Annotated in this window: 12 protein-coding genes, 4 tRNA genes and 1 riboswitch; of the genes, 14 read left to right on the top strand and 2 right to left on the bottom strand. The window is 59.8% G+C overall.

Annotated features, from left to right (window positions below; genetic code table 11):
- Positions 1 to 5 precede the first annotated feature (5 nt).
- The 5 genes from astA to astE all read left to right on the top strand — a co-directional run bounded on the left by astA (position 6) and on the right by astE (position 5,293).
- Entirely contained in the window at positions 6 to 1,031 is a 1,026-nt protein-coding gene (gene astA, locus K5E37_RS26380; RefSeq protein ID WP_007951056.1) for an arginine N-succinyltransferase, read from the top strand.
- Positions 1,028 to 2,497 carry a succinylglutamate-semialdehyde dehydrogenase gene (gene astD, locus K5E37_RS26375; RefSeq protein WP_221535560.1) on the top strand — a complete coding sequence of 490 codons (1,470 nt, stop codon included), beginning with the start codon at positions 1,028 to 1,030 and terminating at the stop codon, positions 2,495 to 2,497. Before astA ends, astD begins: the two co-directional genes overlap by 4 nt.
- A gap of 73 nt (positions 2,498 to 2,570) precedes the next feature.
- Entirely contained in the window at positions 2,571 to 3,917 is a 1,347-nt protein-coding gene (gene astB, locus K5E37_RS26370; protein WP_007951054.1) for an N-succinylarginine dihydrolase, read from the top strand.
- Positions 3,918 to 3,979: 62 nt separating this feature from the next.
- Positions 3,980 to 4,270 carry a hypothetical protein gene (locus tag K5E37_RS26365; RefSeq protein WP_064598799.1) on the top strand — a complete coding sequence of 97 codons (291 nt, stop codon included), beginning with the start codon at positions 3,980 to 3,982 and terminating at the stop codon, positions 4,268 to 4,270.
- A 12-nt stretch (positions 4,271 to 4,282) separates the two neighbouring features.
- Positions 4,283 to 5,293: a succinylglutamate desuccinylase gene (gene astE / locus K5E37_RS26360; protein ID WP_007951052.1), complete on the top strand. Its 1,011-nt coding sequence runs from the start codon at positions 4,283 to 4,285 to the stop codon at positions 5,291 to 5,293.
- Positions 5,294 to 5,338: 45 nt separating this feature from the next.
- Here astE and K5E37_RS26355 read toward each other — a convergent pair whose 3' ends face one another.
- Entirely contained in the window at positions 5,339 to 5,848 is a 510-nt protein-coding gene (locus tag K5E37_RS26355; protein ID WP_007951051.1) for a 6,7-dimethyl-8-ribityllumazine synthase, read from the bottom strand.
- Positions 5,849 to 5,950: 102 nt separating this feature from the next.
- Positions 5,951 to 6,122, bottom strand: a riboswitch (FMN riboswitch).
- Positions 6,123 to 6,320: 198 nt separating this feature from the next.
- Here K5E37_RS26355 and ltaE point away from each other — a divergent pair.
- From ltaE to K5E37_RS26315, 8 genes are all read left to right on the top strand, one after another.
- On the top strand, positions 6,321 to 7,325 hold the full coding sequence (gene ltaE, locus K5E37_RS26350) for a low-specificity L-threonine aldolase (protein ID WP_221535550.1): 1,005 nt from the start codon (positions 6,321 to 6,323) through the stop codon (positions 7,323 to 7,325).
- 146 nt (positions 7,326 to 7,471) lie between these two features.
- The gene (alaS, locus tag K5E37_RS26345; protein ID WP_127799427.1) at positions 7,472 to 10,090 is read left to right on the top strand and encodes an alanine--tRNA ligase; all 2,619 of its coding nucleotides are present in this window, start codon (positions 7,472 to 7,474) and stop codon (positions 10,088 to 10,090) included.
- 90 nt (positions 10,091 to 10,180) lie between these two features.
- A complete protein-coding gene (locus K5E37_RS26340; RefSeq protein ID WP_007951048.1) occupies positions 10,181 to 11,422 on the top strand; it encodes an aspartate kinase in 1,242 nt (413 codons plus the stop codon).
- Between the two features lie 187 nt (positions 11,423 to 11,609).
- Positions 11,610 to 11,798, top strand: coding sequence for a carbon storage regulator CsrA (gene csrA / locus K5E37_RS26335; protein WP_002554426.1), 189 nt, complete (start codon positions 11,610 to 11,612; stop codon positions 11,796 to 11,798).
- A gap of 62 nt (positions 11,799 to 11,860) precedes the next feature.
- Positions 11,861 to 11,951, top strand: a tRNA-Ser gene (locus K5E37_RS26330).
- A gap of 107 nt (positions 11,952 to 12,058) precedes the next feature.
- Positions 12,059 to 12,135, top strand: a tRNA-Arg gene (locus tag K5E37_RS26325).
- Positions 12,136 to 12,207: 72 nt separating this feature from the next.
- Positions 12,208 to 12,284: transfer RNA gene (locus tag K5E37_RS26320), tRNA-Arg, on the top strand.
- A 72-nt stretch (positions 12,285 to 12,356) separates the two neighbouring features.
- A tRNA-Arg gene (locus K5E37_RS26315) sits at positions 12,357 to 12,433 on the top strand.
- 19 nt (positions 12,434 to 12,452) lie between these two features.
- Here the strand turns inward: K5E37_RS26315 and K5E37_RS26310 are convergent.
- Entirely contained in the window at positions 12,453 to 12,971 is a 519-nt protein-coding gene (locus K5E37_RS26310; protein ID WP_221535549.1) for a cell envelope protein SmpA, read from the bottom strand.
- Positions 12,972 to 13,291: 320 nt separating this feature from the next.
- Here K5E37_RS26310 and mgtE point away from each other — a divergent pair, with 320 nt between their 5' ends.
- Complete coding sequence (gene mgtE / locus K5E37_RS26305; protein ID WP_007960287.1) at positions 13,292 to 14,734, top strand: magnesium transporter; 1,443 nt, start codon at positions 13,292 to 13,294, stop codon at positions 14,732 to 14,734.
- Positions 14,735 to 14,910 lie beyond the last annotated feature (176 nt).

Genomic DNA, 14,910 nt, shown 5'->3' with positions numbered 1-14,910 from the left:
ATAGCATGATTGTTCGTCCCGTACGCAGCAGCGATTTGTCCGCTCTGATCGACCTGGCCCGCAGCACCGGCACCGGCCTGACCACCTTGCCGGCCAACGAAGAGCGCCTGACCCATCGGGTCGGCTGGGCCGAGAAGACCTTTCGCGGTGAAGCCGGCCGTGGCGACGCGGACTACCTGTTCGTGCTCGAAGACGATGACGGTCGCGTGGTGGGGATTTCCGCCATCGCCGGCGCCGTCGGTCTGCGCGAGCCTTGGTACAACTTCCGCGTCGGCCTGACCGTCAGCGCCTCGCAGGAACTGAACATCTACCGCGAGATCCCGACGCTGTTCCTGGCCAACGACCTGACCGGCAACTCCGAACTGTGCTCGCTGTTCCTGCACGCCGATTACCGCACCGGCCTCAATGGCCGCATGCTGTCCAAGGCGCGGATGCTGTTCATCGCCGAATTCCCGCAACTGTTCGGCAACAAGATCATCGCCGAGATGCGCGGTGTGTCGGATGATGCTGGCCGTTCGCCGTTCTGGGAAAGCCTGGGCCGTCACTTCTTCAAGATGGAATTCAGCCAGGCCGATTACCTGACCGGTGTCGGCAACAAGGCGTTCATCGCTGAACTGATGCCGAAATTCCCGCTGTACACCTGCTTCCTGTCGCCGGACGCGCGCAACGTCATCGGTCAGGTGCACCCGGACACCGAGCCGGCGCTGGCGATGCTCAAGAGCGAAGGCTTCAGCTATCAGGGTTACGTCGATATCTTCGACGCAGGTCCAGCCATCGAGTGCGAGACCAGCAAGATCCGCGCGGTGCGTGACAGCGAAGCGCTGGTGCTGGCCATCGGCACGCCGGGCGACGACGCCACGCCGTTCATCATCCATAACCGCAAACGCGAAGACTGCCGCATCACGGCTGCGCCGGCCCGTCTGGCTGCCGGCACTCTGGTGGTCGATCCGCTGACCGCCAAACGTCTTCAACTCAACGCTGGCGATCAGGTTCGCGCCGTGGCGTTGTCTGCTGCCCGGGAGTCGAAATAATGAATTCGCTATACATCGCAGGTGAGTGGCTGGCCGGTCAGGGCGAGGCCTTTCAATCGCTGAACCCGGTGACCCAGCAAGTGCTGTGGTCGGGGGAGGGCGCCACCGCCGCTCAGGTCGAGTCGGCCGTGCAGGCGGCGCGTCAGGCGTTCCCGAGCTGGGCCCGTCGTACCCTGGAAGATCGCATCAGCGTGCTCGAAGCGTTCGCCGCTGCGCTGAAAAACCACGCCGACGAGCTGGCCCGCACCATCGGTGAGGAAACCGGCAAACCGCTGTGGGAAGCGACGACCGAAGTCACCAGCATGGTCAACAAGATCGCGATCTCGGTGCAGAGCTACCGCGAACGCACCGGCGAGAAGAGCGGCCCACTGGGCGACGCCACCGCCGTGTTGCGCCACAAGCCGCACGGTGTGGTTGCGGTGTTCGGCCCTTACAACTTCCCTGGCCATTTGCCGAACGGCCACATCGTGCCGGCGCTGCTGGCCGGTAACAGCGTGCTGTTCAAACCGAGTGAGCTGACCCCGAAAGTCGCCGAGCTGACGGTCAAGTGCTGGATCGAAGCTGGCCTGCCGGCCGGTGTCCTGAACCTGCTGCAAGGCGCCCGTGAAACCGGTATCGCACTGGCGGCGAACCCGGGCATCGATGGTCTGTTCTTCACCGGTTCGAGCCGTACCGGCAATCACCTGCACCAGCAGTTCGCCGGTCGTCCGGACAAGATCCTTGCGCTGGAAATGGGCGGCAACAATCCGTTGGTGGTCGATCAGGTCGCTGATCTTGATGCGGCGGTGTACACGATCGTTCAATCTGCATTCATTTCCGCCGGTCAGCGTTGCACCTGCGCCCGTCGTCTGCTGGTGCCGGAAGGCGCGTGGGGCGACAGCCTGCTCAAGCGTCTGGTGGAGGTCAGCTCGACCATCGAAGTCGGCGCGTTCGATCAGCAACCGGCGCCGTTTATGGGCTCGGTGGTTTCCCTCGGCGCGGCAAAAGCGTTGATGGATGCCCAGGCGCACCTGCTGGCCAATGGCGCGGTGTCGCTGCTGGCGATGACTCAGCCACAGGCGCAGTCGGCGCTGCTGACCCCGGGCATCGTTGATGTGACGGCGGTTGCCGATCGCTCCGACGAAGAACTGTTCGGCCCGTTGCTGCAAGTGATCCGCTACGCCGATTTCGCGGCGGCGATTGCCGAAGCCAACGACACCGCGTTTGGTCTGGCCGCTGGCCTGCTGTCGGATTCCGAAGAGCGCTACCAGCAATTCTGGCTGGAAAGCCGTGCCGGGATCGTCAACTGGAACAAGCAACTGACCGGTGCTGCGAGCAGCGCACCGTTCGGCGGTGTCGGCGCTTCGGGCAACCACCGCGCCAGCGCTTACTACGCGGCGGATTACTGCGCGTACCCGGTGGCCTCGCTGGAAACTCCAAGCCTGGTGTTGCCGGCGGCCCTGACGCCTGGCGTGAAGATGGCGTGAGGCGCGTTGCGCCTCGATTGCACTCGATTGTTATTTGATGCCTATAAAAACAGATTCTCGTGGAGCCTCGCTGATGAAATCCTATGAAGTCAATTTTGACGGTCTAGTGGGGCCGACCCATAACTACGGTGGTCTGTCCTACGGCAACGTTGCGTCCCAGAGCAACAGCCAGCAGTCTTCGAACCCGAAGGAAGCGGCGCTGCAAGGTCTGGCGAAAATGAAAGCGCTGATGGAAATGGGCTTTCAGCAGGGCGTTCTCGCACCGCAGGAGCGTCCGGACGTGACTGCTCTGCGCCGTCTGGGTTTCAGCGGCACCGATGCTCAGGTGATCGAGCGCGCCGCCAAAGAAGCGATGCCGTTGCTGGTTGCCAGCTGCTCGGCGTCGAGCATGTGGGTGGCCAACGCCGCCACGGTCAGCCCGAGCGCCGACACCGCTGACGGTCGCGTGCACTTCACCGCCGCCAACCTGAACTGCAAATACCACCGCAGCATCGAGCACCCGACCACCAGTCGCGTGCTGGGCGCGATGTTCGCCAACCAGCAGCACTTCGCTCATCACGCCGCATTGCCGGCAGTGGCGCAGTTCGGCGACGAAGGCGCGGCGAACCACACGCGTTTCTGCCGTGAGTACGGCGAGGCCGGCGTCGAGTTCTTCGTGTTCGGTCGCAGTGCGTTCGACACCCGTTACCCGGCGCCGCAGAAATACCCGGCGCGCCAGACCCTCGAAGCGTCGCAAGCAGTCGCTCGTTTGCACGGCCTGCGTGACGACGGCGTGGTCTACGCGCAACAGAATCCTGCGGTGATCGATCAGGGCGTGTTCCATAACGACGTGATCGCGGTGGGCAACGGCGAGGTGCTGTTCTATCACGAGGACGCGTTCCTCGACACCGATCAGATGCTGGCCGAACTGCAAGCCAAACTGGCCAAGGTCGGCGGCAACTTCCAGTCGGTCTGCGTACCGCGTTCGGCGGTCACCGTGGACGACGCGGTGCGTTCCTATCTGTTCAACAGCCAGCTGCTGTCGCGCCCTGACGGTTCGATGCTGCTGATCGTGCCGGAAGAGTGCCGTGGCAACGAGCGCGTGTGGAATTACCTGCAAGGCCTGACCAGCTCCGGCGGCCTGATCCGCGAAGTAAAAGTCTTTGATCTCAAGCAAAGCATGCAGAACGGCGGTGGCCCGGCGTGCCTGCGACTGCGCGTCGCGCTCAACGAAACCGAGCTGGCGGCCGTCAACCCAGGGGTTATCATGACCGCCCCGTTGTACGGTTCGTTGACCGCATGGGTTGAAAAGCACTACCGCGACCGCCTGACCGAAAGTGATCTGGCGGATCCGCAATTGCTGCTTGAATGCCGGACGGCACTGGATGAACTGACGCAAATCCTTAAACTGGGCGCGGTTTATCCATTCCAGATCAATTGATGGCCGGCGCGCCGCCTGAACGCGGTGCGCGGCTTGTCTCCCCAACAGAGCGTAAAAAAGACATGAGCGATTCCCTGCGGCTGATCCTTGAAGACACCGACGGCAAGCAACTGGAAACTTCCTGCACCCGCGTTGCGGTCATGTGGCAAGGCAAAGAGCTGTGGATCCAGCAGGACGGCCGCGGCCAACTGTTGATCGGCGTGGACGTCGAAGAGGGCGACGAAGAGTACGCCAACCTGCTGTTGCGCCCATTGGCGACTAATCTGGTAAGTCTGCAACTGGAGATGGAACCGGCTGATCTCGGCGACGATGACGGCCACGTGCACGGCCCGGATTGCAATCACGACCATTAAGGAAACCGCTCTATGCTCGCCCTCGGCAAACTGCTTGAACTGACCCTCGCCGGCCGCGAACCGGCGGAGAAGACTCAACTGACTGTCGAAGGCGTGCGCATGCGCTGGCTGAGCGAAGGTGCGCTGGAAGTCCGGCCACCCGAAGCGCGCGACAATGGCCTGGACCTGCTGCTGTCGGCAGGAATCCACGGCAACGAAACGGCACCGATCGAATTGCTCGACCGGTTGCTGCATGACATCGCTCGCGGCGATCTGAAGCCGCGCGCACGCATTCTGTTCCTGTTCGGCAACCCGGAAGCGATTCGCAAGGGCGAGCGTTTCGTCGAGCAGGACGTCAATCGGCTGTTCAACGGCCGTCACGAACAAAGCAGCGGTTCCGAAGCCCTGCGCGCCTGCGAGCTGGAACGCCTGGCGGCGAGTTTCTTCAGTCTTCCTGATCGTCAGCGCCTGCACTACGACCTGCACACCGCGATTCGTGGTTCGAAGATCGAGCAGTTCGCTTTATATCCGTGGAAGGAAGGTCGCCAGCATTCCCGTCTTGAGCTGGCCCGCCTGCGCGCCGCCGGCATGGAAGCGGTGCTGTTGCAGAACAAGCCGTCGATCGTGTTCAGCTCCTACACCTACGACAAGCTGGGGGCCGAGTCCTTCACGCTGGAACTGGGCAAGGCGCGGCCGTTCGGGCAGAACGCCGGGGTCAATGTGTCACTGCTGGAAACCCGCCTGAAGCAGATCATCGAAGGCACTGAGCCGGAAATGGCAGAGCAGGGCCTGGACGGTCTGCAACTGTTCAGCGTGGCACGGGAAATCATCAAGCACAGCGATGCGTTCCGTCTGAACCTGCCGGCGGACATCGAAAACTTTTCGGAACTGGATGTGGGTTATGTGCTGGCCGAAGATCTGGCCAATACCCGCTGGATCATCGAAGAGCAGGGCGCGCGGATCATCTTCCCCAACCCCAAGGTCAAGAACGGCCTGCGGGCGGGCATTCTGATCGTGCCGACCACTGACGAAAATCTTGCCTGAAACTGAATCTCCCCCGCGCAGCGCGCGGGGGAGATCGTTATTGCATCAGACCGCTACGGCGCGCGGCTCGGTGCGGCGCAACGCACGCACTTTCTGCAGCGTATCCGCGCAGGTCTTCGCCGCTTCCTGACCCTTGTGCACGAAATGCTCGAAGAAGAACTTCAGGTGTTCTTCGCCGGCATGGAAGTGGTGCGGGGTCAGCGATACCGAGAACACTGGCACTTCGGTTTCCAGCTGAACCTGCATCAGGCCGCTGACCACCGACTGGGCGACGAACTCGTGACGGTAGATTCCGCCGTCCACCACCAGGGCGGCGGCAACGATACCGGCATAACGACCGGTCTTGGCCAGCAGCTTGGCGTGCAGAGGCATTTCAAAGGCGCCGCCGACTTCGAAGAAATCGATGTCCGATTCCTGATAACCCTGAGCGATCATTTCGGCGAGGAAGCCTTTACGGCTCTGGTCGACGATTTCCTTGTGCCAGCAGGCCTGGATGAACGCGACGCGCTCGCCGTGAGTGTGTTTGCTTTTGCTGTCGATAGCGGTGGGTTGCATGTTCTGACTCCTGTTTGTGTGAAAAACAGGGCGTTATGAATCGAAAGGGATTCAAGGGTACGCACGCTCGCGCGAACACGGCGGACGGCCCTTTGGCGTCAATCCCGTTCTCTCTTCATCCGGACTATGACCGTCGGCCCCGGAATCACACCGGGTCTGCTGACCTTGCCGCCGCTCACGGTTTTTGCCGTGTCCGTCACCAAGCGCTCGCGGGCTATGCGCATTGCGCGCAATTACCGCCGGTGGGGAATTGCACCCCGCCCTGAGAACGTTTCGCCGCCCTTTATCGGGCGGCGCAGCGTTTTTAACACAGATTGCCGGACTGTGCATTGCGCCTTTGTGATGATTGTCATCGGATTTTTCGAAGCGCAGGAAACGACTTTTCCTTGCGCAAGGGTTGATTAATCCGCGCCATGCCCGCAGTAATTCCTCTTCGTAAAGGGATTTCCCCTACTGACTTGAGGCCAGGTTCATGAGCGTTATCGATCTTCGCAGCGACACCGTCACTCAACCGACTCCCGCCATGCTCGACGCGATGACCCGCGCCGACACCGGCGATGACGTGTATGGCGAAGATCCGACGGTCAATCGTCTGGAAGGCGAACTGGCGAAACGGCTGGGTTTCGCCGCCGCGCTGTTCGTTCCGACCGGCACCATGAGCAACCTGCTGGGCCTGATGGCGCACTGCGAGCGCGGTGACGAGTACATCGTCGGTCAACAGGCGCACACCTATAAGTACGAGGGCGGCGGCGCAGCGGTGCTCGGTTCGATCCAGCCGCAGCCGCTGGAAGTGCAGGCCGATGGTTCGCTGGACCTGGATCAGGTGGCAGCGGCGATCAAGCCTGATGACTTCCACTTCGCCCGCACCCGCCTGCTGGCGCTGGAAAACACCATGCAGGGCAAAGTGCTGCCGCTGGACTATCTGGCCCGGGCCCGTCAGTTCACTCAGGACAATGGCCTGCAGCTGCATCTGGACGGCGCGCGGCTGTACAACGCGGCGGTCAAGCTAGGGGTCGATGCCCGGGAAATCACCCAATATTTCGATTCGGTCTCGGTGTGCCTGTCCAAAGGCCTCGGCGCGCCGGTCGGCTCGGTGCTGTGCGGTTCGTCGGCGTTGATTGCAAAGGCCCGGCGCCTTCGCAAAATGGTCGGTGGCGGTATGCGCCAGGCCGGATTGCTGGCGGCGGCGGGGCTGTATGCGTTGGATCACCACGTTGAGCGTCTTGCGGATGACCATGCCAACGCCCAGTTTCTGGCCGATGGCCTGCGCGAGGCCGGTTTCAGTGTCGAGCCGGTGCAGACCAACATGGTTTACGTGCAGATGGGCGACCGTGCCGAGGCGATCAAGGCGTTCGCTGCCGAGCGCGGGATAAAATTGAGCGCTGCCGCCCGGCTGCGGATGGTCACGCACATGGACGTCAACCGCTCGCAAATCGAGCAAGTGATCGCGACATTCGTCGAGTTTTCGCGCAAGTGACAGCGTTAGCCACCCAATTGACCGTTTCTATCGTATAAACACGCTGTACCCCGCGCGCAGGGCCGATATAATGCGGCCCTTTGCCGTCGTTTCGTCTGTTGACGTTTCGTACAGGCCTTTGGCCGCAGCCTCCGTGGAAGAACCTAATGAAAAGCGCAGAAATCCGTGAAGCCTTCCTTCGCTTCTTCGAAGAGCAAGGCCACACTCGTGTAGCCTCCAGCTCTTTGATTCCGGGCAACGACCCAACCCTGCTGTTCACCAACGCGGGGATGAACCAGTTCAAGGACTGCTTCCTGGGCCAGGAAAAACGCGCGTACACCCGTGCGACCAGCAGCCAGAAATGCGTGCGTGCCGGTGGCAAGAACAGCGACCTGGAAAACGTCGGTTATACCGCCCGTCACCACACTTTCTTCGAAATGCTGGGCAACTTCAGCTTCGGTGACTATTTCAAGCACGACGCGATTACCTTCGCCTGGACGTTCCTGACCGGTGTCCTGAAGCTGCCGAAGGAAAAACTCTGGGTGACCGTCTACGCCTCCGACGACGAAGCGTATGACATCTGGACCCAGCAAGTCGGTGTGCCGGTCGAGCGCATGATCCGCATCGGCGACAACAAAGGCGCGCCTTACGCGTCCGACAACTTCTGGACCATGGGCGATACCGGCCCGTGCGGCCCATGCACCGAGATTTTCTACGATCACGGCGACCACATCTGGGGCGGCCCTCCGGGTTCGCCGGAAGAAGACGGCGACCGTTACATCGAGATCTGGAACAACGTGTTCATGCAGTTCAACCGCACCGCCGACGGCGTGTTGCATCCGTTGCCAGCGCCGTCGGTCGACACCGGCATGGGCCTGGAGCGGATCAGTGCGGTGATGCAGCACGTCAACTCCAACTATGACATCGATCTGTTCAAGAACCTGCTGAAAGCTTCGGCTGAGGCAATCGGTTGCGAAAATGGCGATCAGTCGTCGCTCAAGGTTGTTTCCGACCACATCCGTTCGTGCGGTTTCCTGATCGCTGACGGCGTGCTGCCGTCCAACGAAGGCCGTGGCTACGTGCTGCGCCGGATCATCCGTCGTGCCTGCCGTCACGGTAACAAGCTGGGCGCCACCGGCAGCTTCTTCTACAAGATCGTTGCAGCGCTGGTCGCCGAGATGGGCGAAGCGTTCCCGGAACTGAAAAAGCAGCAATCCAACATCGAACGCGTGCTCAAGGCTGAAGAGGAACAATTCTCCAAGACCCTGGATCACGGCCTGAAGATCCTCGAGCAGGATCTGCTGGAACTCAAAGGCACCGTGGTGCCGGGTGACGTGGTGTTCAAACTCTACGACACCTACGGTTTCCCGATGGACCTGACGGCGGACATCGCTCGCGAGCGCAGCCTGACCATCGACGAAGTCGGTTTCGAACGCGAGATGGAAGCCCAGCGTGTTCGTGCACGTTCGGCCAGTTCGTTCGGTCTGGACTACAACACGCTGGTCAAGGTGGATGTGGCCACCGAGTTCACCGGTTACACCGACACCAGCGGTTCGGCGAAAATTGTCGCTATCTATAAAGATGGCCAGTCGGTCGACGTCTTGAATGAAGGCGAAGAGGCGGTGATCGTTCTGAATCAGACGCCGTTCTACGCTGAATCCGGCGGCCAGGTGGGCGATTGCGGTTACCTGCAGGCCGGCAACAGCCGTTTTGATGTGCGCGACACCACCAAGACCGGCGGCGCGTTCCTGCACCACGGCGTGCTGGCGTCCGGCAGCCTGACTATCGCTGCACCGGTTGAAACGCATGTCGATGCTGAAGTGCGTCATGCGACTTCGTTGAATCACTCGGCCACCCACTTGCTGCACGCTGCGCTGCGTCAGGTATTGGGCGAGCACGTTCAGCAGAAAGGTTCGTTGGTTGATAGCCAGCGCCTGCGCTTCGACTTCAGCCACTTCGAAGCGATCAAGCCTGAGCAGATCAAGGCGCTGGAAGACATCGTCAACGCCGAGATTCGCAAGAACTCCGCTGTTGAAACCGAAGAAACCGACATCGAAACCGCCAAGCAGAAAGGCGCGATGGCGCTGTTCGGCGAGAAGTACGGCGACAACGTGCGCGTGCTGAGCATGGGCGGTGATTTCTCCGTCGAGCTGTGCGGCGGTATTCACGCCAACCGTACCGGCGACATCGGCCTGCTGAAAATCATCAGCGAAGGCGGTGTGGCATCGGGCGTGCGTCGTATCGAAGCGGTCACCGGCGCTGCGGCGCTGGCTTACTTGAACGCTGCTGAAGAACAACTCAAGGAAGCGGCCAGCCTGGTCAAGGGCAGCCGCGACAACCTGATCGACAAGCTGTCGGCTGTGCTGGAGCGCAACCGTGCGCTTGAAAAGCAGCTCGAGCAGTTGCAGGCCAAGGCCGCTGCTGCCGCAGGCGACGATCTGTCGGCTTCGGCCGTGGACGTCAAGGGCGTGAAAGTGCTGGCCGTGCGTCTGGATGGTCAGGACGGCAAGGCGCTGCTGGCGCTGGTCGATCAGCTGAAAAACAAACTCGGCCGCGCAGTGATCCTGCTCGGCAGTGTCCATGAGGAAAAGGTCGTATTGGTTGCAGGCGTAACCAAGGACCTGACTGGCCAACTCAAAGCCGGTGATTTGATGAAACAGGCTGCTGCGGCAGTGGGCGGGAAGGGCGGTGGTCGTCCGGACATGGCGCAGGGCGGCGGTGTCGACGCCGGCGCGCTTGATGGCGCACTGGCGCTGACCGTTCCATTCGTCGAGCAGGGTTTATAAGACGGCCCGTCGGGCCCGCAGTCTAGTGGCGGGCCCGGCGGCTGTTCGAGTGATTATTGGGCGCCCTTCATGGGCAGAGGCGGCTTTGAAATGGCTTTGATCGTACAGAAATTTGGAGGCACCTCGGTCGGCACTGTCGAGAGAATCGAGCAGGTCGCCGACAAGGTTAAGAAATTCCGCGATGCCGGCGATGACCTGGTGGTTGTGCTGTCTGCAATGAGCGGCGAAACCAACCGTCTGATCGATCTGGCCAAGCAAATCAGTGGCGAAGATCAACCGGTTCCCCGTGAACTGGACGTGATCGTTTCCACCGGTGAGCAGGTGACAATCGCCTTGTTGGCGATGGCGCTGATCAAGCGCGGTGTGCCGGCGGTGTCGTATACCGGCAACCAGGTACGGATCCTGACGGACAGCGCGCACAATAAAGCGCGTATCTTGCAGATTGATGACCAGAAGATCCGCGGTGACTTGAAAGCAGGTCGCGTGGTGGTGGTCGCCGGTTTCCAGGGCGTCGACGAGCACGGCAACATCACGACCCTGGGTCGTGGCGGTTCCGACACCACCGGCGTGGCGCTGGCCGCTGCGCTGAAGGCTGACGAATGCCAGATCTACACCGACGTCGATGGTGTCTACACCACTGACCCGCGTGTGGTATCGGTCGCTCAGCGTCTGGACAAGATCACCTTCGAAGAGATGCTGGAAATGGCCAGCCTCGGTTCCAAGGTGCTGCAGATCCGCGCCGTGGAGTTCGCCGGCAAGTACAACGTTCCGCTGCGCGTACTGCACAGCTTCAAGGAGGGTCCGGGCACCCTCATTACTATTGATGAAGAGGAAACCATGGAACAGCCGATCATTTCCGGCATCGCTTTCAACCGCGATGAAGCCAAGCTGACCATCCGTGGCGTGCCAGACACCCCGGGCGTGGCGTTCAAGATTCTCGGCCCGATCAGTGCCGCGAACATCGAAGTCGACATGATCGTGCAGAACGTCGCGCACGATAACACCACCGACTTCACCTTCACCGTGCACCGCAACGACTACCAGTCCGCGCAAACCGTGCTGGAAAACACCGCTCGCGAGATCGGTGCCCGTGAAGTGGTTGGCGACACCAAGATTGCCAAGGTCTCGATTGTCGGCGTCGGCATGCGTTCCCACGCAGGCGTGGCCAGCCGCATGTTCGAATCCCTGGCAAAAGAAAGCATCAACATCCAGATGATCTCGACCTCGGAAATCAAGGTTTCCGTGGTGATCGAAGAGAAGTACCTGGAACTGGCCGTGCGCGCCCTGCACACGGCTTTCGAACTGGACGCTCCGGCCCGTCAGGGCGAGTAATCCTGGTCAATGAAGGGCGCGGTCTGACCGCGCCCTTTATTTTTTGAATGGCGTGAGCCCTGAACTGTTCTTTTGCTCGCGCTGGTCAATACTCAGGCATGTAGGGCTACGATCGCTCCGGTTGTAGGTCGGGTGCCTTTTTTTTGCAGACTGTTGTCCCTGAAATGATTCGCGTGAGGAGAAAGGTATGCTGATTCTGACTCGTCGGTGCGCAGAAAGCCTGATTATCGGTGATGGCGAAATCACCGTGACCGTGCTCGGCGTTAAAGGAAATCAAGTGCGTATCGGCGTCAACGCCCCGAAAGAGGTGGCCGTGCACCGTGAAGAAATCTATCTGCGTATAAAGAAAGAGAAGGACGAAGAACCAAGCCATTAATTTTTATCGATTTTTATGTTTGCAAACGGGGAAGAAGGTGGTTAATATACGCCCCGTGTTGCGGAGAGCTGGCCGAGTGGCCGAAGGCGCTCCCCTGCTAAGGGAGTACACCTCAAAAGGGTGTCGGGGGTTCGAATCCCCCGTTCTCCGCCATTATTTGCTTAGTACGTTGTAATCTGGCTTTTTCTGTAAGTTGTTGAAATTTATAGAAAAAGTGGTTGGAATAGAGATTAGACGGGCTATAATGCGGCGCAACAAATGCACTCGTAGCTCAGCTGGATAGAGTACTCGGCTACGAACCGAGCGGTCACAGGTTCGAATCCTGTCGAGTGCACCATTTAAGAGTCAATTGCAGCGATGCAGATGACTCGGCTTCAACCAGTTGTGATCTGGTCTAAAAACACAAAATGCACTCGTAGCTCAGCTGGATAGAGTACTCGGCTACGAACCGAGCGGTCACAGGTTCGAATCCTGTCGAGTGCACCATTTAAGAGTCAGTTGCAGCAATGCAGATGACTTGGTTACAGCCAGTTGTGGTCTGGTCTAAAAACACAAATTGCACTCGTAGCTCAGCTGGATAGAGTACTCGGCTACGAACCGAGCGGTCACAGGTTCGAATCCTGTCGAGTGCACCATATACCGAAAAGCCCGCGTTTAACGCGGGCTTTTTGCTGTCCGGGATTTGGCTTTTCCCGTCACGCATCCTTTCTCATCAAAATCGATTTGAGCACTGCGGCCTCGCTTGAGGTCGTAACGATAACTCGTTGCCGAATTTCGGATGCTCACCTTGTCGGGTTTGCCCAAGGCGCTTTCAACATCCTGTTGGCTCATGCCGGCGATGATTCGTTGATTGATGATTGCCTCGCGTTTCTGTCGCGCGTCGATCAGATCTCCACATTTATCGTGAGTGCGCCCGACGACGGCCATTTCTCGTTTTTTGATATTCATACCGGATATTTCTTCGTGCCGTGCTTCGGGTATCAGTGTCACGGTCGAGCCAGGCGAGTAGGGGCGAACTTCCTGCAGTGAAAGGTGCTCATCGTTTGCGCAGCTCAATGTGGTGAACGTGACGCGACCATCAGAAGCTTCGCAGCGATGAAGTGCCGTTGCGCTCCCGATGGCGGGCAGGCAGAGCAGGGTGGTCAGCATGAATCGGGATGTTTTCGATGGCATTCGGCGTCCTCCGTGACGATTGTCCCCAAGCGTAGTCGGCAGTTTTTTCACCGCCGGTGTGTTTTCTTTTCAGGATGAGTCGTCGCAGTGTGAAGGATCAGGACAGCGCTCAGCTTTGTCTCGCAAGCGCTTGTTTCAGCCACTATTTTTTAACGTTTAAAACCGTCAGGCGGTGTATCATTGCGCCCGTCAGCCCCGCCGGGGCTTATGGAAAACCTCCATGGACTTACCCAGTAGTTATTCAGTAACCCGTTTCACCAATCATGAATTGACTGATTGATCCTTCCGGCGTGCCCCGCTGCTGGGAGTGGAGTTCGCCTATGTCCGAAATCGAAGTAAAGAAAACACAGGAAAGCCTGCAGGATCGCCTGGCTCAGGTCGTCGAACTGCTGCAGCGCCAGCGGGTCGTCGAAGACCTGACTCATCGCCAGGAAGGCCCGCATCATGACCGGGTCGAGAACCTGGTCCACCGGCAAAATCTCGTCGAGCTGCAACGCAAGCTCGATGATCTGCACTCCGCTGACGTCGCCTACATTCTTGAAGCCCTGCCGCTGGACGATCGTCTGACGCTCTGGCAACTGGTCAAGGCCGATCGCGACGGCGACATTCTTCTCGAAGTATCCGATTCCGTCCGTGAAACGCTGATCGCCGACATGGACGATCACGAGCTCCTGGCTGCGGCCAAGGACATGGATGCCGACGAACTTGCTGACCTGGCCTCCGAGCTGCCGCGAGACGTCGTCCATGAGCTGATGGAGACTCTGGACCAGCAACAACGCGAACGTGTGCGTTCGGCCCTCTCCTACGACGAGGAACAGGTCGGTGCGCTGATGGACTTCGAGATGGTGACCATCCGTGAGGATGTCAGTCTCGAAGTGGTTCTGCGTTACCTGCGTCGCCTCAAAGAATTGCCGGGCCATACCGACAAACTGTTCGTCGTCGACTACGACGGCGTGCTCAAGGGCGTGCTGCCGATCAAGCGTTTGCTGGTGAATGACCCGGAGAAACAGGTTTCCGAAGTCATGGCGAGTGACCCGGTGAGTTTTCACCCGGATGAAGACGCCTACGACGCTGCTCAGGCGTTCGAGCGTTACGACTTGATCTCGGCCCCGGTGGTCGACAAGAACGGCAAGCTGATCGGCCGTCTGACCATCGACGAGATGGTCGACCTGATTCGTGAGGAGAGCGAAAGCGAAGTCCTCAACATGGCGGGTCTGCGTGAAGAGGAAGACATCTTCGCCTCCGTCTGGAAATCCCTGCGCAACCGTTGGGCGTGGCTGGCGATCAACCTGATCACTGCATTCGTCGCATCGCGGGTGATCGGCCTGTTCGAAGGTTCGATCGAGAAGCTGGTGGCTCTGGCGGCGCTGATGCCGATCGTGGCAGGCATTGGCGGCAACTCCGGCAACCAGACGATCACCATGATCGTTCGCGCCATGGCGCTCGATCAGGTCAGTACTGGCAATACTTCGCGCCTGATGCGCAAAGAGCTGGCCGTCGCGTTGATCAATGGCCTGGTCTGGGGTGGCGTGATCGGCGTGGTCGCTTACTTGCTGTATGGCAGCTGGTCACTGGGCGTAGTGATGACCGCCGCCATGACGTTGAACCTGTTGCTGGCGGCATTGATGGGCGTGTTGATCCCGATGACCCTGGCCAAGATGGGCCGCGATCCGGCGATGGGCGCCAGTGTGATGATCACGGCCATGACCGACAGTGGTGGCTTCTTCATCTTCCTGGGATTGGCGACGATTTTCCTGCTCTGACCGACTGCATTGAAACAGCCCGCCGATTGGCGGGCTTTTTTTCGTCCTTTGTCTCGTCCTGAATAAGGTTTACACCTTCTGGCTTCTTATCAGGAGTGTGCAATGGATTCGGGCGCAAAACGCAGTCAACGCGATTACACGCTGACTTTTAAATTGTCGGTTGTCGACCAAGTCGA

The organism is Pseudomonas sp. RIT778, assembly GCF_019718735.1.
In the GTDB taxonomy this organism is placed as follows: domain Bacteria; phylum Pseudomonadota; class Gammaproteobacteria; order Pseudomonadales; family Pseudomonadaceae; genus Aquipseudomonas; species Aquipseudomonas aphyarum.
The sequence above is the reverse complement of the archived record's forward strand: the minus strand, read 5'-3'. Positions and strand labels throughout refer to the sequence as shown.